Below are 23,152 nucleotides of genomic sequence, written 5' to 3' on the forward strand. Positions count from 1 at the left end.
GCTCCGGCAGTGACCTGAGACTCGGATCGTCGCATCCGTGACGCTTCGTGTCCGGGTGTGAAGCCGGATGACGGGCATCCTGCCGCCCGAGCCCATGGATCGCTACCGTCGGGCCATGACTCTCCTCCAGGACCAGCTCGCCGGTATCGCCGATGTCACTCCCGCCGACCGCGCTCAGCGACTCACCGACGCCGGCACCGCATGGAACGAGCGGATCGCCGCAGACGCCGCGAACGCACAGCTCACCTACCGCGTGAGCGGTCGGGGCATCGGCTCCGTCGCCACCGAGATCCGCGCCGGGAAGCACCGGTTCCTCGTCGACGAGCCCGGCGCGCTGGCCGGCGACGACGTCGCGGCGAGCCCCGTCGAGTACGCGCTGGGTGCACTCATCTCCTGTCAGGTGGTCGTGTACCGGCTCTACGCGCAGGCGCTCGGGCTCACGATCGACCAGATCGAGATCACGGCGGAGGGCGACCTCGATGTGCGCAAGCTCTTCGGCATCGACGAATCGGGGAGGGCCGGCTTCCACGATGTGCGGGTCTCGGTCGACATCACGGGTCCGGACAGCGCCGAGCAGTACGAGAACCTGCGCACGGTCGTGGATGCGCACTGCCCGGTGCTCGATCTCTTCGCGGCTCCTGTGCCGACCTCGAGCGCTCTCGCCTGAGCGCGGGGCGGTGCGCGGCGGCCATGCCTGATAGCCTGGTCGGCTCGGCATGCGCGGGCGGAAGGACGGCCACGCACCGTGGGCTACATCGATGTCTCCAGTGTCTCGCTGACGCTCCCCGACGGCAGACCGCTTCTCGACGAGGCGACTTTCCGGGTGGGTGCCGGCTCCACCAGCGCCTTGATCGGCCCGAACGGGGCGGGGAAGACCACGCTGCTGCGCATCATCCGCGGCGATCAGGCGGCCGATGACGGTGTCGTCACGATCGACGGCGGGCTCGGCGTCATGGACCAGTTCGTCGGCCACGGTGAAGCGGGCGAGACGGTGCACCAGCTGCTGGTGCGGGTCGCGCCCCTGCGCATCCGCGCGGCGGCCGAAGCCCTGGAGGCGGCGGAGAACGCGCTGATCGAACGCGACGAGCATGACACGCAGATGGCGTACGCGTCGGCGATCGCCGAGTACGCGGATGCCGACGGCTACGAGCACGAGACCGTCTGGGATCAATGCACGGTTGCCGCGCTGGGCGTCCCGTTCGAGCGGGCGCGGTACCGCGAGCTCACCACGCTCTCCGGCGGCGAGCAGAAGCGGCTCGCGCTCGAAGCCCTGCTGCGCGGACCCGATGAGGTGCTGCTGCTCGACGAGCCGGACAACTACCTCGATGTGCCGACGAAGCGGTGGCTGGAGGAGCAGCTGCGCCAGACGCCGAAGACCGTGCTGCTCGTGTCACACGACCGTGAGCTGCTGGCGCGCGCCGTCGACCGGCTGATCACGCTGGAGCCGGGCGGCGCCGGCGCCACGGCATGGGTGCACGGCGGTGGCTTCTCGACCTATCAGCAGGCAAGGACCGACCGGCTGGATCGGCTCGACGAGCTGCGACGGCGCTGGGACGAGCAGCACGAGAAGCTGCGCACCCTCGTCGCGAATCTCAAAGTCAAGGCCTCGGCGAACGACGGCTTCGCCTCGCGCTATCAAGCGGCGCAGACGCGCCTGCGCAAGTTCGAGGAGGCGGGTCCGCCCGAGGAGCGCCCGCCCGCGCAGGACTTCGACATGCGTCTGCGCGGCGCACGCACCGGCAAGCGGGCTGTGGTCGCGCAGCGGCTCGAGCTGACGGGGCTCATGCGTCCCTTCGATGCGGAGGTCTGGTACGGCGACCGGGTCGCGGTGCTCGGATCCAACGGGTCGGGCAAGTCGCACTTCCTGCGGTTGCTCGCCCGCGGCGGCAGTGACCCCGATGCGACTCTCGGTCATGTCACCTCGAGCGGGGAGCAGCTGGGCGCGGTCGAGCACACCGGCACCGTGACTCTCGGCGCACGGGTCGTGCCCGGTCTGTTCGCGCAGACGCACGCGCATCCGGAGTTCTTGGGACGCACGCTCCTGGAGATCCTGCATCGGGGCGACGACCGCCGCGCCGGGATGCCGAGGGACGCCGCGAGTTCCGCGCTCGACCGGTACGGACTCGTGCGGCAGGCGCAGCAGACGTTCGACTCGCTGTCGGGCGGGCAGCAGGCACGGTTCCAGGTGCTGCTGCTCGAGCTCTCCGGGGCGACGCTGCTGCTGCTGGACGAGCCGACCGACAACCTCGACCTGGAGTCGGCGGAGGCGCTGGAGCAGGCGCTCGCGCGATTCGAGGGGACCGTGCTGGCTGTGACGCACGACCGGTGGTTCGCCCGGTCGTTCGATCGCTTCCTGGTCTTCGGGGCCGACGGCGAGGTCTATGAATCGGACGAGCCCGTGTGGGAGGAGAAGCGGGTGGCTCGCGCACGATGAGGGGTGGACCACGCTGACGCGGACCCACCTGTAAAAGGTGAAATAATACCGAGATGACAGATCTCGGGGACACTCATTCACGCGGATCCGAGGCGGTTGCGTTCGTGCATCGCAGCGGCCTGGTCGACCGGCCTCGGCTGCGGAAGATGTTCGACGCTCTCGAGCAGGGGTTCCGCATCGTGGGCATCTGGGCCTCTGCGGGCTCGGGCAAGTCCGCTCTTCTCGAGCAGTGGACGGCGACGCTCGACGGCCCTGTGTGGATCGCGGACGCCGGCGTCGAGGAACAGGTCCTCGACGCCATCGCGCGGAGCAGGGAACCGGGGAACCCCCGGGTGTACCTCGTCATCGACCAGCTGGATCGCGGGTCGGCGCGCGTGATGGACGCCATCGCGTCCGCGATCGACAGCGGCGACGCCCGCCTTCGGGTGGTCCTGGCCGGACGATTCGACGCGCTTCCCGCGTCGCCCGCGAGATGGGCGCGGACGCGCGAGATATCCGGAGCAGATCTCGCGTTCACCGCCGAGGAGGCCGCCACACTGTTCGCCGGCGCGACGGATCCGGCCGGGAACACGCTGCGGGGACTCCTCTCACGCACCGGGGGATGGGTGACGGCGCTCGTCCTCGTGCGCCGGCTGCTGGAGACCGGCGACAGTGCGGCGATGGAACGCTTCGACGGCGACAGCCGCCCCGTCGCGGACTACCTCGTCGCCGAGGTGCTGGCCCCGCTCACGCCCGAGCAGGAAGAAGTGCTGGTCTGGTCGGCTGTCGCGAGGACGGTGTCGGCAGCGCTCGCGGTCGAGGTCACGGGGATCCCCGATGCCGGTCGTGTGCTCGATCGGCTCGCGCGGATCACCATGCTCGTGGTGCGCACGAAGGACGATTCCTTCCGTTTCCACCCGATCCTCTGGGCGTTCCTCGCAGCGGAGCAGCGTCGCCGTGACCTCCCGCGAGCGAACAGCGCTCATGCCGCGGCAGCCGAGTGGTTCTCGGCGAGAGGAGACCTGCGCCGCGCCCTCGATCAGGCTGTCCGGGCCTCCGACTCGACCGCTCTCGCTGCATTCCTCGATCAGCATGGCTACGAGCTGATCTTCCGCGGCGAGTCCGGTTCCGTGATGCGCGCCGTTCGCGCGGTCGCGCAGAAGGATCGCGAGCGGCTGGAGGCGGATATGGGCCTCCTCCTCGCGATCCCGCACTTCGACGACCGCCGCGGCGCGGCGCAGCTGCTGCGTGTGCGCAGTCGCGCCACGCAGAGAAGGCCTCCGAGCGTGGTGGATGAGATCGTGGACGCTCTCTGGGCGCACGCGAACCGACGGCAGGATGGCACCCGCGACGTGGCACTGCTGCCCGTCGCCGCACGCGTCTCGCGCGGAACCGCGCTCCTGCTCGAGTACGCGCAGGTGTGGACCGCAGGCGCGAGGGACGGCGAGATGGAGGAGAACAGGAGCGCGGCCCTCGTGCAACTCGGCTCGCCGACCGCAGACACCTCGGAACTGCGGTGGCTGCGGATGCTGATCCTGGAGAGTGCGCTGTCGATCGTCTCCCGGGCGCCGAGTCGGATCGGGATGGAGCCCGTCCTCCTTCAGCTCGAACGAAACCCGCTCAGTGGTGCCGACGAACGCGACGACGTGGCAGCGCGGGTCGTGTGCCTCCAGGCGACGCAGGCGTACCATCGGGCCGATCCTCTCGCGGTGAGCGTGCTGCGACGCTGGAGCCCGCGCGCCGGCGCGCGCGTCGATCATCTGACGCAGACGCTCCTCGCGCTCGACGAACTCACTCGCCGCGGTGGCACCGACGCGCTCGCGCACCTTGCGGCTCTGATCGAGAACGATCTCGCCGCCTCGCTCGTCAGCCTCGCCTACGCCGTCATCCCCGCCATGGGCTCCGCCGTCCGTCAGGGTGACGGCCCCCTGGCCGACCGTCTGCTGGCGCGCAGCCGACGCGTCCTCGGCGAGTACAGCATCGAAACGGCGACCGTCGCGTTCCTCCGTCATCCGAATCGGGAGGGCGATCACGCTCTCCGTGAGGCGCTGGCCGACGGCGCCCCGCGCTCCGCTCCGCTGACTCTCGCCTCCGCGTGGGTGGCGCTCGCCGTGCACGCGGAGCGGCAGCGTCGCGACGCCTCGGCGACGACGGCGATCCTGAACGCGCTGATGTGTGCGGCCCCGCTGAGGGCGGTGCGGCCGTTCCTCCAGGAAGGGCAGGAGCCGGCTGCCGTGCTGCGCGCACGCATCGAGCGACTCGGAGCCTGGCGGCCGATGGCGGAGGCGATCCTCGCCCATCCGGACCTGGCGATGTCGGAGCAGACCGCACCCGTCGAGATCGCGAAACTCACGACGCGGGAACACGAGCTGCTGCGTGAGCTTCCCGCGTATCAGAGCATCGCCGAGATCGCAGGACGTCGGTACGTCAGCGCCAATACCGTCAAGTCCCAGCTGCGCAGCATCTACAGCAAGCTGCAGGTCAACGGACGCGCCGAGGCGGTCGAGGCCGCTCGACGCGTGGGTCTCCTCTGATCTCACCGATCGGGAAGGGGCTCGCCGCCATGTGAGACCACGAGCCCCTTCTTCGCATCCGGTCAGCCCGCGAGTACGCGCTTCTTGATCTGCTCGTACTCCGCAGCGTCGATCGTGCCGGCATCGAGGAGGGCCTTCGCCTTCGCGATCTCGTCGCTCGGGCTGCTGCCGGCGACCGACCTGATGTAGTCGGCGGCGGCTGCTTGCGTGGCCTGCGTGTCGCGAGCACCGCGCTCTGCCATTCCGCCCCCACGGGCGATCAGGTAGATCAGGGCGGTGAGGAACGGAACGAAGACCAGGAAGATCAGCCAGGCCGCCTTCGCCCATCCGTTCAGCTTGTGATCGCGGAACAGGTCCGTGATGATCGCGAACAGCGCGAACAGGTACGCGAACAGGACGAACGCTGCCAGGAACCACCAGACGATGTCCCAGAAACCGGCCCAAAGGGTCATGAAGTCACCTCTCATAGAGAACGGGACCCACTCGGATCCCGCGGTCTCAGACTCGCTCCCGCCGATGAGGGGCGTCATCCCCTCATCGGGGTGAAAGGCGGCAGGCCCGCTTCCCGATGCCGTCGCGGACCTTCACCGCTCCGCACTGTCGCGAGCTCTGCCCGAGGCGACGGCCCCGCCCGGGTAGGCTGGTCGGGTGACCATGGAGATCGAGCTCGGCCGAGGAAAGCGTGCACGTCGCGCGTACACGTTCGATGACATCGCGGTGGTGCCTTCCCGGCGCACGCGCAACCCGGAGGATGTGTCCACCGCCTGGACCATCGACGCCTTCGGGTTCGGCATCCCGGTGCTCGGCGCGCCGATGGATTCGGTCGTCAGCCCGCAGACGGCGATCATGCTGGGCCAGCTGGGCGGGCTGGGCGTGCTCGACCTCGAGGGACTGTGGACGCGGTACGAGAACCCGGAGCCGCTGCTCGCCGAGATCGCCGGCCTCGACGAGGGCACGGCCACGGTCCGCATGCAGGAGCTGTACGCCGAGCCGATCAAGCCCGAGCTCATCACGAGCCGCCTCGCTGAGATCCGCGAGGCGGGCGTCACGGTGGCGGGCTCACTGACGCCGCAGCGCACCCAGGAGTTCTACGACACCGTCGCCCGCGCCGGCGTCGACCTGTTCGTCATCCGCGGCACCACGGTCTCGGCCGAGCACGTGTCGAGCGTCGCCGAACCCCTGAACCTCAAGAAGTTCATCTACGACCTCGATGTCCCGGTCATCGTCGGCGGTGCCGCCACCTACACCGCGGCCCTGCACCTCATGCGCACCGGAGCAGCCGGAGTGCTCGTCGGCTTCGGCGGGGGAGCGGCGTCCACGACGCGTGCGACCCTCGGCATCCACGCGCCGATGGCGACCGCTGTGTCCGACGTCGCCGCCGCGCGACGCGACTACCTCGACGAGTCCGGCGGCCGCTACGTGCACGTGATCGCCGACGGTGGCGTGGGCACTTCGGGCGACATCGTCAAGGCGCTCGCCATGGGTGCGGATGCGGTCATGCTCGGCGTCGCGCTGGCTCGCGCCACCGACGCCCCGGGACGCGGATTCCACTGGGGTCCGGAAGCCCACCACCCGAAGCTCCCGCGCGGCCGCCGGGTCGAGGTCGGAGGGATCGGCACGCTCGAGGAGATCCTCTACGGTCCCGCTCCGGTCGCCGACGGCACCGCGAACCTGATCGGCGCGCTGCGCAAGTCGATGGCGACCACCGGGTACTCCGACCTCAAGGAGTTCCAGCGGGTCGAGGTCGTGCTCGCGCCGTACGAGGCCTGAGGTTCAGCGCACCACCGTGACCACGCCCGCACTGTTCCCCCCGACCCTTCGTGAGGTCATGCTCCGGGGACGCTGGATCGGCATGCTGCTGCTGTGCCTCCTCGTCGCCGGTGTGTTCGCCTGGCTCGGGCAGTGGCAGCTCGAGCGGGCGATCGAGACGGATCCGCCCGAGCCCGGTGCGACCGAGCAGGTGCAGCAGCTCACCGAGGTCCTCGAGCCGGGGCAGTACCTCCCCGAGCCGCTGGTGGGACAGCGTGTGGAGACGTCCGGGGCCTGGGTCCCCGAGGACTTCATCGTCGTGTCGAGCCGGTTCAACGACGACGTCGAGGGCTACTGGGTCACCGGTCAGCTGCGCGTCGACGAACGGACGTCCATCGCCGTCGCGATCGGCTGGGCCGCCGATCGCCAGGCCGCGGATGCGGCAGTGAAGGAACTCGAGTCCGGTGCCGACGGGTCGGTGGTCGAGATCTCGGGGCGCATCATCTCCGACGAGGGGCCCAAGGTTCCCCCGCACTCCGATCCGGAGCGGTTGGATCGGATGTCGCCGGCTGCTCTCCTCAGCCGCTGGCACGACATCGAGCAGCTCGACGTCTACCGCCCCTACCTGGCCTCGACGACAGCGACCGCCGGCCTGATCGACATCTCGTCGCCGGCGCCTGATGAGATGTCGCCGGTGAACTGGCTCAACGTCTTCTATGCGGTGGAGTGGGCGATCTTCGCGGGCTTCGCGTTCTACCTCTGGTACCGCCTGGCGAAGGATGCCTGGGAGCGCGAGGTCGAGGAGTTCGAAGACGCGGCTGCAGCGAAGACACCCTGATCATCGCGCGCATCCGCGCGCGAATCGATGCGCAATTGCGTGCCGTCTCTCCGCGATAGCGACCTTCGTCAGGGGTCGTCGAGGCCATCCGGTGAGCGCTCGATGACGAATCGGAAAACTCCGTTGAGGATGTCCGGACCGCTACGTATGCTCGCACCATGTGAGCACGCTGGGAGTTCTCCCTGTGCGCCGTGACAGTCCTGAGAAGTGTCGAACCCGACCGAGGAGACAGCACCGATGATGTCCGCTTCAGACGACGAGAACCGCCGGGTTCCCGTCTCGCACCGTAGAAGTCGGGGGCGCATCGGCGCTCTCGCCGTGACCTGCGTCGCCGCGCTGAGCCTCGGCTCGCTGGCCGCTGTGCCCGCCACAGCCGACACCACGGGCACGGGGGTGGTGATCAATGAGGCGTATCTCTCCGGCGGCAGCGCGGGGGCGGCGTTCAAGAACAAGTTCGTCGAGCTGTACAACCCGACCTCGGCGGCGATCACGCTCGACGGCATGTCGCTGCAGTACCGGTCGGCGACCGGCACCGGCGCCTCCAATGGCGTCGCCCCGCTCACGGGCGTGATCCCGGCCGGCGGCCACTACCTCGTGCAGGGCAACAGCAACGGCGCGAACGGGGCGGAACTGCCCGCTCCCGATGCCACGAGCACCCTGACTCCGAGCGGCACGAACGGCACGCTCGCTCTCGTCGAGGGCACGGCCGCGGTGACACTTACTCCGGGATCGGTCGTGGGTGTCGACGGCGTGATCGACGTGCTGGGCTACGGCACCTCCAACACGTTCGAGACGAAGGCCGCGACCCCGCCCGCCGGCAACACCGACGTGAAGTCGCTGAACCGCACCGAAGGTGTCGACACCGACGACAACAGCGCCGACTTCACGCTCTCGGCCACGATCACCCCGCAGAACTCCGGCGACACCGACCCGGGCACCGACCCGGGCGGCGAGCCGACGAAGGCCACCATCGCCGAGGTGCAGGGCACGACCGACGTGTCGCCGCTGAGCGGCAAGACCGTGCAGGTCGAAGGCGTCGTCACGGCCGACTACCGCACCGGCGGCTACAAGGGCATCGTCATCCAGACGCAGGGCTCCGGCGGCGCGACGGACGCGACTCCCGGTGCCTCCGACGGCGTGTTCGTCTTCCTGAACGCACTGTCTCCGAGCCTCGAGATCGGAGACCTCGTCTCGGTCACGGGCTCCGTGAGCGAGTACTTCGGGCAGACGCAGCTGAACCCCGCCGCAGCCGCCGACGTCAAGGTCGTGACCGCCGGCGTCGGCGTTCCGGCCGTCACTCCGCTGCCCGCCACGGTGCAGGGTGCCGACCGCGAGCAGTACGAGAACATGTACGTCGCTCCCGAGGGCAGCTACCGCCTCGCCTCCAGCCACCAGCTGTTCAACTTCGGCACGCTGTGGCTGAATGCCGGTGCCGATCTGGCCGTGAAGAGCACCGAGACCACGCGTCCCGGCGCTGAGGCGTCGGCCATCGCCGCGGCCAACCGCGCCAACCGCATCCTTCTCGACGACGGCTGGTCCATCCAGGTGTCCAACAGCGGGCACCCCGGCGAGCAGCCGTACTTCACGAAGGACACGGTGGTCCGGAACGGCGACACCGTCGACTTCCGCGACAACGGCTACGTGCTCCAGTGGGGCTTCAACGACTGGCGTCTGCAGCCGGTCGTGCCGATCGACGACTCCTCGTCCGCCGACCTCAAGGTCGGGTTCGAGGCGACGAACCCGCGCACCGACTCCGCGCCTGAGGTGGGCGGCGACGTGCAGGTCGCGTCCTTCAACGTCTACAACTACTTCACGACGCTGAAGAGCGAGAACTCCAACGCCCGCGGGGCCGCGAACGCGGCGCAGTTCGCGATCCAGAAGTCCAAGATCGTCGCGGCGATCAACGGACTCGACGCCGAGATCGTCTCCCTCATGGAGATCGAGAACTCGGTCAAGCTGGGCAAGCCCGTCGACACGGCCCTCAAGGACTTGGTCGCCGGACTCAACGCCGACGCCGGCAGCGAGGTGTGGGACTACGTGCCCACGCCCGCCGCGCTGAACGACGCGGCGACGACCGACTACATCACCAACGCGATCATCTACAAGAAGGATGCCGTCGAGACCGTGGGCGACAGCGCCACGGTCACCGACGAGACCGTGTGGGGCAACGCGCGCGAGCCGATCGCGCAGGCGTTCGACATCGACGGCCGCGTCGTCACTGTGGTGGCGAACCACCTGAAGTCGAAGTCGCCGCCCGAGGGCGCAGGTGCGGAGCCGGCCGACGGACAGGGCTTCTTCAACGCCGACCGCGTGAAGCAGGCGAACGCGATCCTGGCCTTCACCGCCGAGCTCGAGGAGACCACCGGCAGCAGCGACATGCTGCTGATCGGCGACTTCAACGCCTATGGCAAGGAAGACCCGATCGACGTGTTCACCTCGAAGGGGTGGAGCGACCTCGTCGCCGACAAGACCGATGGTCAGTACACGTACACGTTCGACGGTGAGCTCGGTTCGCTCGACCACGTGATCGCGTCGCCGTCGCTCACCACGTCCATCACGGGCGCAGGCGTGTGGGGCATCAACTCGCCGGAGTGGAGCGATCGCGGCTACGCGTACGGCGCCACCGAGTCGGGAACGCCGTACCGGTCCAGTGACCACGATCCGATCATCGTCGGCGTCTCTTCGGAGATCCCGCCGGTGAGCATCGACGTCGTCACGGTCAACGACTTCCACGGTCGGATCGAGGCCGACGGCGCCGCCGCCGGTGCCGCCGTGCTGGCCGGAGCCGTGAAGCAGTTCCGCGATGCGAACCCGAACACGATCTTCGCCGGTGCCGGTGACCTGATCGGTGCATCGACGTTCACCTCGTTCATCAACGACGACAACCCGACGATCGACGCGCTGAACGCGGCCGGTCTCGATGTCAGCGCCGCGGGCAACCACGAGTTCGACCAGGGCTGGGAAGACCTGCGCGATCGCGTGCAGGAGCGCGCGGACTGGGAGTACATCTCCTCGAACGTCTTCGTGACCGAGACGGGCGAGCCCGCGCTCGCACCGGCCTGGGTGAAGGAGCTCGACGGCGTGAAGGTCGGCTTCGTCGGTGCCGTCACCGAAGACCTCGACTCGCTCGTCTCGCCCGAGGGCATCAAGGACCTCGAGGTCCGCAGCATCGCCGACTCCGTGAACGCGGTCGCCGACGATCTGCGCGACGGCGACGAGTCCAACGGCGAGGCGGATGTCGTCATCCTGCTCGTGCACGAGGGCGCTTCCAGCGTCGAGCTGTCGAGCATCACCCCGGATTCGCCGCTCGGCGAGATCGTCTACGGCGTCGATGACGACGTGGACGCGATCGTGTCGGCACACACCCACCTCGCCTACAACCACGTGATCGACGGCCGCCCGGTCGTCTCCGCGGGGCAGTACGGCGAGAACCTGGGCCTGATGAACATCAAGGTCGACCCGAAGACCAAGGACCTGATCTCGATCACCAACGAGATCAAGCCCCTCACCGCGGCGGGCAAGCCGCTGTATCCGGCGGTTCCCGAGGTGCAGGCGATCGTCGACAAGGCCAAGGCCGAGGCCGACGTCCTGGGCGCGATCAAGGTCGGTGACATCACGGCCGACTTCAACCGGGCGCGCCAGAGCGACGGCAAGACGGAGAACCGCGGTGGCGAGTCCACCATCGGCAACTTCGTCGCCGACGTGCAGCAGTGGTCCACGGGCGCCGACCTGGCGCTCATGAACCCCGGCGGCATCCGCGCGAACCTCACCTACGCTTCGTCCAACGCGAACGATCCCGCAGGCAACGTCACCTATCGCGAGGCGGCGACGGTACAGCCGTTCGCCAACACGCTGGTGACGCTGACGCTCACCGGTGCGCAGCTCAAGGGCGTGCTCGAGGAGCAGTGGCAGCCGGCGGGTTCGGCGCGTCCGTTCCTGAAACTCGGAGTCTCGGAGGGTCTGGTCTACACCTACGACCCCGCCGCGGCACAGGGCGCACGGATCACATCGATGACGCTCAACGGCACGCCGGTCGACCCGGCGGCGAACTACACGGTCGCCGCCAACTCGTTCCTCGCCGCGGGTGGAGACAACTTCTTCACCTTCAAGGAGGGGGCGGGCAAGCGCGACACCGGCAAGATCGATCTGCAGTCCATGGTCGACTGGTTCGACGCGAACAAGACCGCGAGCCCCGACTACGCCCAGCGCGCGGTCGGAGTGGCGGTCAGCCCCGCCGATGCCGACGGATACAGCGCCGGCGACCAGGTGACGGTGTCGCTCTCCTCGCTGGCGTTCAGCGCGGGCGAGCCGGCACCGGGCGAGGTGACGCTCTCACTGGGCGACACCGCGCTCGCCACCGGAGCCGTCGATCCGGCGGTCGTCGACACCACCGACGAGGGCGGGCGCGCGAGCCTCACCTTCACGGTGCCCTCCGGCGTCTTCGGGGAGCAGTCGCTCACCGTCGCCGTCGCCGGGACGGGGACGACGGTGCAGGTGCCGTTCACGATCGCCGGTGAAGAGGAATTCGCCGGCACGATCGCCCTCGGCTCGTCGAAGGTGACCGCGGGCAAGAGCCTCAAGGTCACCGGTGAGGGCTACGTGCCCGGTGAGACGGTGAGCATCGAGCTGCGACCGAAGAAGGGCAAGCCGGTCCCGGTCGGCACCGTCCAGGTGGGTGCCGACGGCACGTTCAGCACCCAGGTCACCGTGCCGAAGAGCGCGCCGTCGGGCAAGTACACCGTCGCCGCGTCGCAGGCCGACGGGGATGCGGCGACCGCGACGGTCACGGTCAACCGTGCCGGCGGAATCGTCGGCGCGATCCTCGACTGGCTCTGGGAACTGCTCACGCGGTGGTTCTGATCCGGGACGAGTAATTCTGATCCGGTAGTCGGATGACACAGGCGGAGGCCGTCGGGGGTGATCCCGGCGGCCTTCGTCGTCGCCTGTCGGTCTCCGCCCCCCCGCTCCTCGGCACAGCTTCGGAGTCCGAGGCAGACACGCCGGGCTGAACGCCCGAGGACCGGCGTGTGGCTTCCGATCTCCGAAGTTGTGCCGTCGCGGGTGGGCAGCGCGACCGCGGCGAGGGCGGATTCGACGCGAATTCGCGGCGGCTAGACTGGACGCATGCCCGAACCGAAAGTCGCCAGCTTTCCGGCGATCCGCGGTGCGCTGAAGTTCTACCAGATCGCGTCGATCATCACAGGAGTCATGCTGCTCCTGCTGCTGACCGAGATGGTGCTGAAGTACACGCCGATCCACCTCGAGCTCTTCATGGGGGGCTCCGGAGGACCGCTCTGGTTCGCCGGAGTGCTCGCCGGACCCGACTGCCAGTGGTGGTCGCTCTTCGCCCCGATGACCAACTCCTGCGAGATGACCTCGCTGGGCGACGGGTTCAACCTCTCGCTGTTCATCCTCGTGGCGCACGGCTGGTTCTACGTCGTGTACCTCTTCGCGTGCTTCCGCATGTGGAGCCTGATGCGCTGGCGCTTCCCGCGGTTCATCATGCTCGCGCTCGGCGGAGTCGTGCCGCTGCTGTCGTTCTTCATGGAGGCGGTCGTCGCCCGTGAAGTCAAGACCTATCTCGCCACCAGAGAGGCCGCCGAGGCCTCCACCCCCGCCCCGGAAGGTGTCCGTTGACCGAACAGTCCGAGACCCAGCAGCGTCCTGCGCTCGTCGTCGACTTCGGCGCGCAGTACGCGCAGCTGATCGCCCGTCGTGTGCGCGAGGCCGGCGTCTACAGCGAGATCGTGCCCCACACGGCCACGGCCGAAGAGATCGCCGCCAAGAACCCCGTCGCGATCATCCTCTCCGGCGGTCCCTCGTCGGTGTACGAGGAGGGCGCGCCGAAGCTCGACCCGGCAGTCTTCGACCTCGGGGTTCCGACCCTCGGCATCTGCTACGGCTTCCAGTACATGGCCCAGACGCTGGGCGGCGAGGTCGCGAACACCGGCCTGCGCGAGTACGGCGCGACGGATGCCGCGATCTCCGGCGACGGCGGCACGCTGCTCGGCGGTCAGCCCGCGGAGCAGAACGTGTGGATGAGCCACGGCGACCAGGTCGCCAAGGCGCCCGAGGGCTTCGACGTGCTCGCGACCACGGATGCGACCAAGGTCGCGGCGTTCTCGAATGAGGAGCGCGGGTTCTACGGCGTGCAGTGGCACCCCGAGGTCAAGCACTCCGACCACGGCCAGCGCGTGATCGAGAACTTCCTGCACAAGGGGGCGGGTCTCGCCTCCGACTGGAACAGCGGCAACGTGATCGCCGAGCAGATCGAGCGCATCCGCGAGCAGGTGGGTGACGCCCGCGTCATCTCGGCGCTCTCGGGCGGGGTCGACTCCGCAGTCTCCACGGCCCTCGTGCACAAGGCCATCGGCGACCAGCTCACCGCGGTCTTCGTCGACCACGGCCTTCTCCGCAAGGGCGAGCGCGAGCAGGTCGAGAAGGACTACGTCGAGTCCACCGGTGTGCGTCTCATCACCGTCGACGCGGCAGACACCTTCCTCGGTCACCTCCAGGGTGTGACCGACCCCGAGGAGAAGCGCAAGATCATCGGCCGCGAGTTCATCCGCGCGTTCGAGAAGGTGCAGCTCGATCTCGTCGCCGAGGCGAAGGCTTCGGGCGGCGCTCCCGTCAAGTTCCTCGTGCAGGGAACGCTCTACCCCGACGTGGTGGAGTCCGGCGGCGGTGCGGGCACCGCGAACATCAAGTCGCACCACAACGTGGGCGGTCTTCCCGACGACCTCGACTTCGAGCTGATCGAGCCGCTGCGGGCCCTCTTCAAGGACGAGGTCCGTGCGATCGGTCGCGAGCTCGGCATCCCCGAGGCGATCGTCGGACGCCAGCCGTTTCCGGGGCCCGGTCTCGGCATCCGGATCATCGGTGAGGTCACCGCTGACCGTCTCGAGATTCTGCGTGAGGCCGACGCCATCGCCCGCGAAGAGCTGACCAAGGCAGGGCTCGACCAGGAGATCTGGCAGTGCCCGGTCGTGCTGCTGGCCGACGTGCGCTCGGTGGGCGTGCAGGGCGACGGCCGCACCTATGGTCACCCGATCGTGCTGCGTCCGGTGTCGAGCGAAGATGCCATGACCGCCGACTGGACGCGTCTGCCCTACGACGTGCTGTCGAAGATCTCCAACCGCATCACGAACGGCGTGCGCGACGTGAACCGCGTCGTGCTCGACGTCACATCGAAGCCGCCGGGGACCATCGAGTGGGAGTAGGGAGCGCGTTGCTCCCCGATGCGGCGCCGGGCCTTCCCGACGCCGAGTACCTGGTGCTGTCCAGCCGGCTGATCCCGGGCCTGGACGGCGGGTACACGATCGCGACGCTCGCGCGCGCCCGTCAGCTCGCCGGAGCGGGCGTCGCCGACGGTGCCGGTCCGCAGCTGCTCACGTTCGATCCGGGAACCGCGGCCGATCACGCCGCGCACCGGAAGACGTTCGCGGAGCAGGGTGCGCTCGCGGACCCGTCGCGGCTGCGCAACCTCTTCGACGAAGGGGTCGCGCCCGACGGCGGAGCGGCCGAGTGGCTGCGTGATGCGGCGGATGCTGCCGTCACCCCCGACCCCGACGTCGAGTACCGGGTGCTGAGCGATGCCGACGAGCGGCCGTTCGCGGCGCTGCCCGTCATCCCGGGCAACCCCGACTGGCACCTCACCGACGAGCCGGTCCTCGTGTACGACGGGTCCGGCGAGGTCATCGGGGCCCTGCACGGCTTCCGCGGCCTCTACCGCGCCTGGCTGGAACACGTGACGGCCGCGCTCGGCGGTCGTCGCATCGTCGTGATCTGCGAGTCCCGCCAGCTGGGCGAGCTCATCGCGGACTGGGCGGACCCGCGCGTACGCATCGTCCACACGATCCACACCATGCACGTGGAGGCGCCCTACACGCCGGACGCCTCCATGAACACCCTTTGGACGCGCTGGTTCCGCCTGGCGGACCGCTTCGACGCCGTGATCTGGCCGACCGCCACGCAGCGCGATGACGTGGTGTCTCGCTTCGGAGAGGCCGCGAACCACAGTGTCGTGCCGAATCCGATCGCCCCCGTGGAGCCGCGGGACGAGCTTCGTGAGCACGGGCTCGTCGTCGTGCTGGGCCGCCTCGCGCCCGGCAAGCGCATCGATCATGCGATCCGTGCCTTCCTGGCAGCCGACGTCCCGGGCGCCCGGATGGAGATCTGGGGCGGCGGTCCGGAACAGGAACGCCTGCAGGCCCTGATCGAGGAGCTCGACGCCGGGGACCGCATCGTGCTCGCCGGATACACCGATTCGCCTGGGACGGTCCTGGACCGCGCCGCGCTCGTCGTCACGTCGACCGCTTTCGAGGGGCAGCCGCTCGGCGTCGTCGAGGCGCTCCTGCACGGCGCGCCCGTGGTGGCGTACGACGCCCGCTACGGCATCCGCGACGTGCTGCAGCATGGCGGTGGCGTCCTGGTGCCGAGCGGGGACGTCGACGCGCTGGGCGAGGCGATCCGTTCCCTCCTGACCGACCCCGACCGACTCGCGTCTCTGAGCGCAGAGGCGCCGTCGGTCGCCGCGGCGTGGAGCCCGCAGCGCTCCCTCGACGCCCTCACGGCAGTCATCGCTGAAGCAGCCTCCGCCCCTCCGCGTCGCTGAGCCGTCCGCTCCCGTCACCTGCGCTCCCGCTCCGGTCGCAGTTTCTGTCGCTTCCCCGCGCTGAAACCGACAGAAAGTGCGACCGGAGCAGCGTCCAGAAAAAAGTTCTCGCCGATGTCGATCTGTGGCATTCCCGTTCGACGTCTGTAGTGAGAGGGTCGAGAGACGGCCCTTCGAACAAGGAGAACATCATGAAGTTCATGCTCATCATGCGCGCAGACGACAGCGGTGTCGAGGCATACAAGGAGATGCCCTTCGAGCAGGTCATCGAGGCCATGGGGAAGTACAACGAGTCGATGATCAAGGCCGGCGTGCTGGTCGCCGGCGAGGGCCTGACCGACGCGGCCGAGGGCTTCGTCGTCGACTTCAGCGCCGAGAAGCCGCTCATCACAGACGGCCCCTACGGCGAGACGAAGGAGCTGTTCAACGGCTTCTGGATCCTCGAGGTCTCCTCACGCGAAGAGGCGGCCGAGTGGGCGAGCCGTGCCCCCCTCGGCCCCGGATCCTTCCTCGAGGTGCGTCGCGTGACCGGCGTCGAGGACTTCCCGGCCGACAACGAGTGGATCGAGAAGGAAGCCGGCTGGCGCGAAGAGCAGGCCCAGCGCGCACAGCAGTGATGGACACTTCCGCACACAGCGAGACCGTGCGTTCCGCCCCCGATGACGGGTCGGCGGAGCGCGCGGTCGCCGCGGTGTGGCGCATCGAATCGGCCCGCATCGTGGGCGCGCTGACCCGCATGGTCGGGGACTTCGGTCTCGCCGAGGACCTCGCCCAGGAGGCACTGGTGGATGCGCTTCGGCAATGGCCGGTCGAGGGGGTGCCGCGCAACGCCGGGGCCTGGCTCACGGCGGTGGCGAAGCGCAAGGCGATCGACGGATGGCGACGCGCGGAGCGACTGGATGCCCGGGTCGCCGCTCTCGCCCAAGACCTCGAGCGCGAACAGGCCGAGTCTCCGGACATGCTGTGGGACCCGGATGCCGTCGATGACGACGTGCTGCGCCTGATCTTCATCGCGTGCCACCCGGTGCTGTCGAAGGAGGCGCAGGTCGCTCTGACCCTCCGAGTGGTCGGTGGCCTGTCGAGCGAGGAGATCGCCCGCGCCTTCCTCGTACCGACGGCGACCGTGCAGCAGCGGATCGTGCGGGCGAAGAAGACCCTCGCGGCGGCGAACGCACCCTTCGAGGTGCCGCCTCGCGAGGAGCACGCCGCTCGTCTCGGCGCGATCCTGGGAGTGCTGTACCTGATCTTCAACGAGGCGCATGCGGCGAGCAGCGGGCCGGAGTGGATGCGCCCCGAGCTGAGCGACGAGGCCATTCGCCTCGCCCGGGTGCTCGCGGCGCTGATGCCGCGCGAGCCCGAGGTGCACGGCCTGCTCGCACTGATGGAGCTCACCGCGGCCCGGTTCGCCGCGCGGGTGGATCGGAACGGCGACCCCGTGCTGCTCGCCGATCAAGACCGCGGACGGTGGGATCGCGGGCGCATCGCCCGCGGCCGCGCGGCGTTGGCGACCGCCGACGCGCTCGGTCGAGGTCGCGGTTCGTACTGCCTGCAGGCCGCGATCGCGGAGTGCCATGCGGTGGCGGCATCCGTCGACGACACCGACTGGGACCGCATCGTGCTGCTCTACGAGGCGCTCGGACGGATCTCGCCGTCGCCGGTCGTGGAGCTCAACCGTGCCGCTGCTGTGGCGATGGCCACCGGCCCCGCATCCGCGTTGCGGATCATCGATCAGCTCTCGAGCTCGGGGGCGCTGCGCGGCTACCACCTGCTGCCCGCCACCCGGGGTGAGCTGCTGCGGCGGCTCGGTCGCGAGGAGGAGGCGAGGAGCGAGTTCGCGGTCGCCGCGGGGCTCGCGGGCAACGATCGGGAGCGTTCCCTGCTCGAGCGGAAGGCCGCCGGGGCAGAGAAATGACCCGCCCCCTTCGGGAAGCGCGAGGCTGCCGAAGGGGACGGGCGTAGGGATAGCGTGGTGTCAGTCGTTGACCTTCTGGCCGCGACCGGCGATCAGGCCGTAGATCAGCAGCACGACGATCGAGCCGGCGATGGCGAGGAGCCAGGTGCCCAGGTCCCAGAATTCGGTCAGGGGCCGGTTGAGGATCAGGCTGCCGAGCCAGCCGCCGAGCAGGGCGCCGACGACACCGAGAAGGAGGGTGATGAACCACCCGCCACCCTGCTTGCCGGGCAGGATCAGCTTGGCGATGGCCCCGGCGATGAGGCCGAGGAGAAGAAAGCCGAGAAAACTCATGGTCAGCTCCTATGTGTCGGGAGCCCCGGGGTGCCGGGGCTTCGTGATGACAACACTGCCGGTCTTCGAGGCCGCGCGACAACCCCTTGCGCTCACCTCCCCGGGTATGCCAAAAGGCCCGCCTCCACGGGGGAGACGGGCCTCTCGAAGGGCGATTCGCGTCAGTTGTTGCCGCGCACGATCGCGATGATGCGCAGGATCTCGACGTAGAGCCACACGACCGTCACCATGATGCCGAAGGCGCCCAGCCAGCCGTACTGGCGCGGGGCGCCGTTGCGGACACCCTGCTGGATCTGGTCGAAGTCGAGCACCAGGGAGTATGCGGCCATGATCACGACGAGGACGCCGATGATGACGCCGAGCGGGATGCCCATGATGTTGGCGCTGAGGAGGCCGAACTCCTGGCCCTCGGGCAGCACGCCGGTCCACATGAGGACCAGGTTCAGCAGCGAGAAGACGAGGTAGCCGATCATCGCGATCATGAAGATCTTGGTCGCCTTCTTCGACGCGCGGATCTTGCCGTTCGCGAAGAGCGCCAGGGTCACACCGACGACCGAGACGGTCGCGAGGGTCGCCTGGAAGACGATGCCGGGGTAGATGACCTCGAAGAAGGCCGAGATGCCACCGATGAAGAGGCCCTCGAGCGCGGCGTAGCCGAAGATGAGCGCGGGGCGCACCTTCTTGCGCGAGGTGAAGGTGATGACCATCGCGAGCACGAAGCCGCCGAGCGCGCCGATGATCCACGGCAGCATGTTGACGGGCGCGGGGTTCTCGGGGTTGTACGGCGGGGCGTCGACGCCGCCGAGCGTCCACACCCAGCCGATCGCCGCGGTGACGAGGAGGATGGCGAACAGGCCGGCGGTCTTCCAGACGGTGTCCTCGACGGACATCCGGTCGGTCTCGATGGCGCCTGCCGGCGGGGCCGCGTACATGCCCTCGAGCTGTGCGTTGGCCGCGGCATCCATCGCCCCGTGCTGGAGCGAGGCGTTCTGCGCGCCCTGAGCAGCCTGCGGTCCGCCCGGGTATGTCGCGACATTGCGCGGGTCCTGCTGCTGGAAAGCAGGGTTGTTGAAAGCGAAGTTGCTCATTGGTGGGCCTCACTCCAAAGGGGGTTGTAGGTCTCTTTCCTCCACGATACTCGGGTGGTGCCGCTCCGGGCGTGTTCTACGCTGAGAGCGTGCCCAGGAAATCACCCCTCGTCATCGGGCACCGCGGTGCGCCCGGCTACCGCCCGGAGCACAGCCGCTCCTCCTACGAACTGGCGCTCGCCATGGGCGTGGATGCCGTGGAACCCGACGTCGTCGCCACCAAGGACGGCGTCCTCGTCGTGCGGCACGAGAACGAGATCTCGGGCACGACCGACGTCGCCCTGCATCCGGAGTTCGCCGACCGCAAGACGACCAAGCGCGTGGACGGGCAGGCGCTGACCGGCTGGTTCACCGAGGACTTCACCTGGGCGGAGCTGTCGACCCTGCGCGGGCGCGAGCGACTGCCCGAGGTGCGGGTCTCGAGTGCGAGCTTCGACGACTCGCAGGCCATCCTCCGCCTGCGGGACGTGCTCGACATCGTGCGCGACGGCTCGAGCGAGCACGGTCGGGAGATCGGCGTGGTGCTCGAGGTCAAGCACGCCACCTACTTCGCCAGCATCGGCCTCGACCTGGCTCCGCTGATCGAGCGTGAGCTGCGAGATGCCGGGTGGGCCGACGGCGAACTCCCGCTGGTGATCGAGTGCTTCGAGTCGACGGTGCTCGGGCAGCTGCGAGAGCGCGGTGTCTCCGCGTCGTACATCTACCTCATCGAGGCGAAGGGCCGCCCCTACGACCGGCTGGTGGCCGAGGGCAAGCAGGCGCTCACGTACAAGGCGACCGTCACGCCCCAGGGGCTCGACGGGTTGGTCGGACGCGTCGACGGGATCAGCGTGAACAAGAAGATGCTGCTCGCCCGAGGCAACACGATCGTCGCCGATGCGCATGCCCGCGGCCTGCAGGTCTTCACCTGGACGTGCCGGCCGGAGAACGCGTTCCTGTCGCCGGAGTTCCGGGGTTCGGGCGGACGCTCCGAGTTCGGGGACTACGAGTCCGAGTGGGGCGTCATCGCGCGTCAGGGCGTCGACGGTGTCTTCGTCGACCACCCCGATCTGGGCGTCGCGTTCTTCCGCAGCTGAGGTGCGTGCGGGCTACGCATCAGAGGTCAGAGCGTGCGGTCGAAGGCGCCGCGGCGGGTCGAGACGATCTCCTTGCCGAGCGGCATGAGCGAGATCGGGACCATCTTGAAGTCGGCGATGCCCATGGGGATGCCGATGATCGTGATGCAGAGCAGGATGCCGGAGACGATGTGCCCGATCGCGAGCCACCAGCCGGCCAGGATCACCCAGAGGACGTTGCCGAGGAACGAGCCGACGCCCGCCGTCGGCTTGCTGACGACCTCGCGCCCGAACGGCCAGATCGCGTAGGCGGCGATGCGGAACGACGCGATCGCCCAGGGGATCGTGATGATCGGGATGCACAGCAGGATGCCGGCCAGGACATACCCGAGGAACAGGGCCCATCCGGCCAGGATGACCCAGATGATGTTGAGGATCGTGCGCATGGGGAGATTGTGTCACCCGCGTGACTCGCTGTCTGAGCATCCGCCCCGAGGTCCCCGGCCTCCGGTGTTCCCGATGCCAGACTGACCGCATGACCGGAATCGTGGTGCAAGACGTCAGTAGAGCGTTCGGGACGGTACAGGCGGTGAGAGGGGCCACCCTGCGAGCCGAGCCGGGCCGCGTGACCGGACTGGTCGGGCCGAACGGCGCGGGCAAGACGACCCTGCTCCTGATGCTCGCCTCCCTCCTCGCGCCCGATTCCGGGACGATCAGCATCGGCGGCGTCGACCCGTCGGTCGACCCGCTCGCTGCACGGCGTCTGCTCGGCTGGATGCCGGATGCGCTCGGCGCCTGGCCCTCGCTCACGGCGAGGGAGACCATCGTCACGACGGCCCGCCTGTACGGCATCGAGAAGCCGGATGCGGCCGCTCGGGCGCAGCACCTGCTCACCCTCGTCGGCCTCGCGGAGCTCGCGGACTCTCCCGCGAAGGTGCTCTCGCGCGGGCAGAAGCAGAAGCTCGGCCTCGCCCGTGCGCTCGTGCACGACCCGCAGGTGCTGCTCCTCGACGAGCCGGCCTCCGGACTCGACCCCGAGGCGCGGGTCCAGCTCCGCGTGCTGCTGCGCCGACTGGCCGCCGAGGGCCGCACGGTCCTGATCTCGAGCCACATCCTCTCCGAACTCGAAGAGGTCGTCGACGACTCCGTCTTCCTGGTCGCCGGCGCCGTGGTGGATGCCGCGCCCGCACAGACCTCGGTGCGCGCCTGGCGAGTGCGGCTGGCGGGCGCGACGCCGGAACGCCTGAATGCCGACACGTGGCAGGTGGCGTCGAACCTCGGCCTCGCACCCGAGTCGCTCGCCACCGACCGTGGCGGCGTCCTGGTCGGATTCGCCGGTGACGACGCGGCGGCGCAGTCGCTGCGCCGCCTCGTGGAGGCGGGGCTGCCCGTCGCGGAGTTCGCCCCGGCGCAGAGCGACCTGGAGCACACGTTCCTCAACCTGCCGCAGGCGCCGATGCCGCAGGCCGCCGCCTCCGCCCCGCAGCATCCGGCGCCGCCGGCGGCACCCTCGCCCGCCGCGCCACCAGCGCCGCCCGCTGCGCCGCCCGCGGCACCGACCGGAACGGAGGCGGGAGCATGAGCCTCGCGAACATCGGGATCATCGCCCGACTGGAACTGACCCAGCGGCTGCGGAGCGTCGGCTGGTACGTCCTGCTGGGCGTGTTCGCCCTCATCCTGCTCGGGGTCACGGCACTCGCGTTCGCGGTGTACTCCTGGGGCGACTTCGTCGGTGCCGGCGTCTACTCGATCGTCGTCAACATCGTGCTGCTGCTGGTCGTGCTGGTCTCGCCGACCCTCAGCGGCAACGCGATCAACGGCGACCGCGATGCTGCGACGCTCGCAGCGGTCCAGGTGACAGCGGCTTCGACCGGTGACATCATGCTCGGCAAGCTCCTCGCCGCCGTCGCGACCGGAGGAGCGTTCCTCCTGGTCGCCGTGCCGTTCCTCGCCCTGTCGCTGGTGGGCGGGGGAGCGGATGCCCTCGTGCTGCTGGTGTCGCTGCTCGTGCTCGCCGTCGAGATCATCGTGGTCGCGGCGATCGGCGTCGGCCTGAGCGGACTCATCGCCCGCCCGCTGTTCTCGGTCGCAGCGACGTACCTCGTGGTCGCCGGCCTGGTGTTCGGCACGCTCATCGCCTTCGGGCTGGGCGGCATGGCCGTGCGCAGCGAAGCGACCACGTACTCCCGCCCCTACGACGCGAACGGCACCCCCATCTGCGACGAGTGGGAGGTCGGCACCACCTACGAGGTGCCGCGGTTCGACTACGTCTGGTGGGCGCTGTCGGCCAACCCGTTCGTCGTGCTCGCCGATGCCACGCCCACGGAGTTCTCGCCCGAGGGCTACCCGGTCGATCTGTTCGGCCAGATCAAGCTCGGCGTGCGCAGCGCGCAGCAATCGCCGCTCGAGCAGCGCTGGGACGAGTGCGACCCGGACGGCGGCTACCGTACTCCGGAAGAGACCATGGAGTCCTCGGTTCCCAGCTGGTTCGTCGGACTCGGGGTGCAGGTCGTCATCGCCGGCTCGCTGTTCGCCGGGGCATGGGCGCGCACGCGGACTCCCGCGCGCCGCCTGCCGCCGGGAACCCGCATCGCCTGATCCGTTCCCCGGAGTGTT

At 69.3% G+C, this 23,152-nt stretch carries 18 protein-coding genes; 14 read left to right on the forward strand and 4 right to left on the reverse strand.

Features of this window, described 5'->3' with window-relative positions; translation table 11 throughout:
• Nucleotides 1-115: 115 nt before the first annotated feature.
• The 3 genes from AC6CHX_RS12750 (at nt 116) to AC6CHX_RS12760 (ending at nt 4,947) form a co-directional block, all read left to right on the forward strand.
• The gene (locus tag AC6CHX_RS12750) at nt 116-667 is read left to right on the forward strand and encodes an OsmC family protein (protein ID WP_498273110.1); all 552 of its coding nucleotides are present in this window, start codon (nt 116-118) and stop codon (nt 665-667) included.
• Nucleotides 668-745: 78 nt separating this feature from the next.
• On the forward strand, nt 746-2,434 hold the full coding sequence (locus AC6CHX_RS12755; RefSeq protein WP_498273111.1) for an ABC-F family ATP-binding cassette domain-containing protein: 1,689 nt from the start codon (nt 746-748) through the stop codon (nt 2,432-2,434).
• 53 nt (nt 2,435-2,487) lie between these two features.
• Complete coding sequence (locus AC6CHX_RS12760) at nt 2,488-4,947, forward strand: winged helix-turn-helix domain-containing protein (protein WP_498273112.1); 2,460 nt, start codon at nt 2,488-2,490, stop codon at nt 4,945-4,947.
• A 62-nt stretch (nt 4,948-5,009) separates the two neighbouring features.
• On the opposite strand, the gene AC6CHX_RS12765 is transcribed toward AC6CHX_RS12760, so the two are convergent.
• A complete protein-coding gene (locus tag AC6CHX_RS12765; RefSeq protein WP_498273113.1) occupies nt 5,010-5,399 on the reverse strand; it encodes an SHOCT domain-containing protein in 390 nt (129 codons plus the stop codon).
• Between the two features lie 202 nt (nt 5,400-5,601).
• Here AC6CHX_RS12765 and AC6CHX_RS12770 point away from each other — a divergent pair, with 202 nt between their 5' ends.
• The 8 genes from AC6CHX_RS12770 to AC6CHX_RS12805 all read left to right on the forward strand — a co-directional run bounded on the left by AC6CHX_RS12770 (nt 5,602) and on the right by AC6CHX_RS12805 (nt 18,060).
• On the forward strand, nt 5,602-6,717 hold the full coding sequence (locus AC6CHX_RS12770; RefSeq protein WP_136042865.1) for a GuaB3 family IMP dehydrogenase-related protein: 1,116 nt from the start codon (nt 5,602-5,604) through the stop codon (nt 6,715-6,717).
• A gap of 58 nt (nt 6,718-6,775) precedes the next feature.
• The gene (locus AC6CHX_RS12775; protein ID WP_498273209.1) at nt 6,776-7,534 is read left to right on the forward strand and encodes an SURF1 family protein; all 759 of its coding nucleotides are present in this window, start codon (nt 6,776-6,778) and stop codon (nt 7,532-7,534) included.
• A 237-nt stretch (nt 7,535-7,771) separates the two neighbouring features.
• Nucleotides 7,772-12,394: an ExeM/NucH family extracellular endonuclease gene (locus AC6CHX_RS12780; protein WP_498273114.1), complete on the forward strand. Its 4,623-nt coding sequence runs from the start codon at nt 7,772-7,774 to the stop codon at nt 12,392-12,394.
• 264 nt (nt 12,395-12,658) lie between these two features.
• Nucleotides 12,659-13,171 carry a DUF3817 domain-containing protein gene (locus AC6CHX_RS12785; protein WP_136042753.1) on the forward strand — a complete coding sequence of 171 codons (513 nt, stop codon included), beginning with the start codon at nt 12,659-12,661 and terminating at the stop codon, nt 13,169-13,171.
• A complete protein-coding gene (guaA, locus tag AC6CHX_RS12790) occupies nt 13,168-14,754 on the forward strand; it encodes a glutamine-hydrolyzing GMP synthase (protein ID WP_498273115.1) in 1,587 nt (528 codons plus the stop codon). Before AC6CHX_RS12785 ends, guaA begins: the two co-directional genes overlap by 4 nt.
• A gap of 8 nt (nt 14,755-14,762) precedes the next feature.
• Nucleotides 14,763-16,148, forward strand: a complete 1,386-nt coding sequence (locus AC6CHX_RS12795) for a glycosyltransferase (RefSeq protein WP_498273116.1) — start codon at nt 14,763-14,765, stop codon at nt 16,146-16,148.
• 191 nt (nt 16,149-16,339) lie between these two features.
• On the forward strand, nt 16,340-16,765 hold the full coding sequence (locus AC6CHX_RS12800) for a YciI family protein (RefSeq protein ID WP_136042750.1): 426 nt from the start codon (nt 16,340-16,342) through the stop codon (nt 16,763-16,765).
• Nucleotides 16,765-18,060, forward strand: a complete 1,296-nt coding sequence (locus AC6CHX_RS12805; protein ID WP_498273117.1) for an RNA polymerase sigma factor — start codon at nt 16,765-16,767, stop codon at nt 18,058-18,060. Before AC6CHX_RS12800 ends, AC6CHX_RS12805 begins: the two co-directional genes overlap by 1 nt.
• A gap of 60 nt (nt 18,061-18,120) precedes the next feature.
• Here AC6CHX_RS12805 and AC6CHX_RS12810 read toward each other — a convergent pair whose 3' ends face one another.
• Together AC6CHX_RS12810 and AC6CHX_RS12815 are read right to left on the reverse strand one after the other, a co-directional pair.
• Nucleotides 18,121-18,393 (reverse strand): GlsB/YeaQ/YmgE family stress response membrane protein, encoded by a 273-nt coding sequence (locus tag AC6CHX_RS12810; RefSeq protein ID WP_028502343.1) that lies wholly within the window; start codon nt 18,391-18,393, stop codon nt 18,121-18,123.
• A 161-nt stretch (nt 18,394-18,554) separates the two neighbouring features.
• Nucleotides 18,555-19,481 (reverse strand): Bax inhibitor-1/YccA family protein, encoded by a 927-nt coding sequence (locus tag AC6CHX_RS12815; RefSeq protein ID WP_498273118.1) that lies wholly within the window; start codon nt 19,479-19,481, stop codon nt 18,555-18,557.
• Nucleotides 19,482-19,570: 89 nt separating this feature from the next.
• On the opposite strand from AC6CHX_RS12815, the gene AC6CHX_RS12820 reads away from it, so the two are divergent.
• Nucleotides 19,571-20,557 carry a glycerophosphodiester phosphodiesterase family protein gene (locus tag AC6CHX_RS12820; protein WP_498273119.1) on the forward strand — a complete coding sequence of 329 codons (987 nt, stop codon included), beginning with the start codon at nt 19,571-19,573 and terminating at the stop codon, nt 20,555-20,557.
• Between the two features lie 26 nt (nt 20,558-20,583).
• On the opposite strand, the gene AC6CHX_RS12825 is transcribed toward AC6CHX_RS12820, so the two are convergent.
• Nucleotides 20,584-20,982 carry a YccF domain-containing protein gene (locus AC6CHX_RS12825; RefSeq protein WP_136042745.1) on the reverse strand — a complete coding sequence of 133 codons (399 nt, stop codon included), beginning with the start codon at nt 20,980-20,982 and terminating at the stop codon, nt 20,584-20,586.
• An 89-nt stretch (nt 20,983-21,071) separates the two neighbouring features.
• Between AC6CHX_RS12825 and AC6CHX_RS12830 the strand changes: the two genes are divergently transcribed.
• Both AC6CHX_RS12830 and AC6CHX_RS12835 read left to right on the forward strand, forming a co-directional pair.
• Nucleotides 21,072-22,118: an ABC transporter ATP-binding protein gene (locus AC6CHX_RS12830; RefSeq protein WP_498273120.1), complete on the forward strand. Its 1,047-nt coding sequence runs from the start codon at nt 21,072-21,074 to the stop codon at nt 22,116-22,118.
• Nucleotides 22,115-23,134, forward strand: coding sequence for an ABC transporter permease (locus tag AC6CHX_RS12835; protein WP_498273121.1), 1,020 nt, complete (start codon nt 22,115-22,117; stop codon nt 23,132-23,134). Before AC6CHX_RS12830 ends, AC6CHX_RS12835 begins: the two co-directional genes overlap by 4 nt.
• Nucleotides 23,135-23,152: the final 18 nt, after the last annotated feature.

It is taken from the genome of Microbacterium sp. GQ128 (genome assembly GCF_059758615.1).